This is a genomic window from Paenibacillus sp. oral taxon 786 str. D14, from assembly GCF_000159955.1.
GTDB classification, from domain to species: domain Bacteria; phylum Bacillota; class Bacilli; order Paenibacillales; family Paenibacillaceae; genus Fontibacillus; species Fontibacillus phoenicis.
This window is the reverse complement of sequence record NZ_GG695973.1, coordinates 260,428-262,954: the sequence shown is the minus strand read 5'-3', so window position 1 is coordinate 262,954 and position 2,527 is coordinate 260,428. Positions and strand designations below refer to the sequence as shown.

Sequence of the window (2,527 nt, the reverse complement as noted above, 5' to 3'; positions counted from 1 at the left end):
AATCCTATATTTCATATCAAATCCCTCTCTATTTGAAGATAACGCTGTGAAAAGAGCGACAAGGTGATTCCGGTCACATTGCCGATAACGCGGAATGAAGGGGGATGGACAACCTCAAAGCAAACTAAAAAGCTCCTGGACACAATCGTCCAAGAGCTAATATTGCATTTTTTTCGATATTGACCTCATCCGCTTAACGCTTCACCCAAGCTAACTCCAAATCCATCTCTCGGATGCATTCATCGGAATCGTACCGGTTGTTGTCGATCCGCGGTGTCACCGGGTAGGCACGCATTTCTTCCGCTGCATGCGGCCGCAGGATCGGGTCCAGCGCGTCGAGATCACTAATCCCTTCATCCAGCCACCGGGTCATGTCTTCGGGGGACAAAATCGCCGGCATCCGGCTTTCAAACTCCCCGATCAGCGGGTTTGCCTCTGTCATCACGAGGGTACAGGTGCGAAGCGGCTCGCCGCGCGTATCCCGCCAAACTTCGTACAGGCCAGCGACCCCAAAGATACCGCGGTTTTTCAGCACAACGCGCACGGGATATTCCTTCTTGCCTTCCTTCTTCCAATAATAAAAGCCATTGCAGGGGATCACGCAACGCTGCGTGCTGATGAGCCGACGGTACGTCGGATTCTGGTGGACGTTTCGCAGATCGGCATTCACCGCATCTTTGCCCCAATAAGGAACGAGCCCCCAGCGGAATTCGTCGAGCACCCGCTCTCCGTCCTGCTGTAGCACCACCGGCGTGGGCTGTGTGGGGCTGATGTTAAAGCGATTTTTATAATAACACATGACCCGTCCGATCTGAAAATGCTCCTGAACCTCCGGCAGCTCGGCTGCCATGGAAAACCGTTGACACATAATACTCTGCCTCCTTTACCGAATTGTGATGTAGTGTTTGCTAAAGGAGGAAAAAAATTCATATTTATTCAATTTGATTTGAGAATTGATCTGAACAGGTTTTGATGGAAAGCAGTTCTTATGACAGCAAATACGAGTAAAGGAGTTGCTGGCATTCCCTTACCTTTGGGTAAGTACCCCACCTGAAAGTGCGTTCTTGTTATATTTTTCAACCCGAATAAAATAATCCTCAAAACAAGAACAGGAGGTTCTCCATGAAAACACTTATCATTGTGGCACATCCCAACATTTCGAAGTCTGTGATTAACAAAAGGTTTATCGAAGAAGTGCGAAAATATCCTGAAAAATATACCGTTCATGAACTCACTTCCGCCTATCCAGATGGGAAAATAAATGTGGACCAAGAGCAGAAGCTGGTCGAAGCTCACGATCATCTCATTCTGCAGTTTCCGATTCAATGGTTCTCTTGCCCGCCCATTCTTAAAACGTGGTTGGATGAAGTGCTAACCCAAGGCTGGGCCTATGGCAGAAACGGAGGAGACAAGCTGCACGGGAAAAAGGTAGCTTTGGCAGTAACCGCAGGGATTCGGCAGAGCGATTATCAGGAAAGCGGCCGATATCATTACACGCTGGAGCAGCTGCTGACACCATTTGAGACCACTTTCCGCTACTATTGCCATGCGGATTATCGCTCGTTCTTTGCATTTTACGGTGCTGAGATCGTCCCGGGCGAGGAGTATTCTTCAAGTACAGAAGAAATAGAAAAGGGAGTGAAAGATTACTTGGAGTTTTTAGAGAAGCTGTAACTCTCTCGATTCTGTTCTCCCCAATCGCACATCATGTTTAAGATCGGGATGAGGGATTGTCCCCGCTCGGTTAGCGAATATTCCACTTTCGGTGGTATTTGGGGGTACTCTTTGCGCGAAATAATGCCATCTGCCATAAGCTCTTTCAGCATAACGCTTAGTGTTTTATAGGAGACGGTTTCTAAGTACCGGTGGATTTCATTGTGTCGTAAAACCTTATGCTCTGCGAGTAAGTACATGATGGTCATTTTATATTTTCCGCCGATAACGGACAGCGTATAGTAGAATCCACTCTTTTCCAAGTCGGGTCCAGGTACAGCGCAACCGGTGTTGTTCATTATCACCACTCCTTACTTATGGGCTAGTCGTTCTTGAATAATTTGTCATATCGTACAATGCATCTCCATATTCGTCAATGCAAGCAAAGGGAGGGATTTTCTTTTCCTCCGTACAGGCACGGATAGGCCTCCGCCCACATACAATGAATTGACCCAAAATGAAGCGAGGTTGTATTCATCGTGATGTGAATCTGCGGGAGGTGTCATCTTTGCCGGGATTGTTTACCGCAATTGCTTTATTCATTAAACAGCTGACGTTGCTCGTATCGTATGTCAAAAATAATGCGTTTCCGCAGCCCCTGACCGAGGAAGAGGAAACGAAGCATTTACAGCGCATGGCGGAAGGGGATTCGGAGTCTCGCAATATCCTGATCGAGCATAACCTGCGGCTGGTGGCGCATATCGTCAAGAAATTCGATAACACCGGCGAGGATTTGGAGGACTTGATCTCGATCGGGACGATTGGCCTGATCAAGGCGATCGAGAGCTTCCGGCCGAATAAAGGGACGAAGCTC

4 protein-coding genes are annotated in these 2,527 nt (G+C 48.0%); 2 read left to right on the top strand and 2 right to left on the bottom strand.

Annotated features, from left to right (window positions below):
* Nucleotides 1–193: 193 nt before the first annotated feature.
* Nucleotides 194–868 carry an SOS response-associated peptidase gene (locus POTG_RS07955; RefSeq protein ID WP_009224312.1) on the bottom strand — a complete coding sequence of 225 codons (675 nt, stop codon included), beginning with the start codon at nucleotides 866–868 and terminating at the stop codon, nucleotides 194–196.
* Nucleotides 869–1,122: 254 nt separating this feature from the next.
* Here POTG_RS07955 and POTG_RS07950 point away from each other — a divergent pair, with 254 nt between their 5' ends.
* Entirely contained in the window at nucleotides 1,123–1,674 is a 552-nt protein-coding gene (locus tag POTG_RS07950) for an NAD(P)H-dependent oxidoreductase (protein WP_009224311.1), read from the top strand.
* On the opposite strand, the gene POTG_RS07945 is transcribed toward POTG_RS07950, so the two are convergent.
* Entirely contained in the window at nucleotides 1,647–2,012 is a 366-nt protein-coding gene (locus POTG_RS07945) for a winged helix-turn-helix transcriptional regulator (RefSeq protein WP_036644684.1), read from the bottom strand. The genes POTG_RS07950 and POTG_RS07945 overlap by 28 nt on opposite strands.
* A 209-nt stretch (nucleotides 2,013–2,221) precedes the next feature.
* Here POTG_RS07945 and POTG_RS07940 point away from each other — a divergent pair.
* Nucleotides 2,222–2,527, top strand: a 306-nt coding sequence (locus POTG_RS07940; protein ID WP_036644681.1) for a sigma factor, incomplete at its 3' end; no start/stop codon positions are given.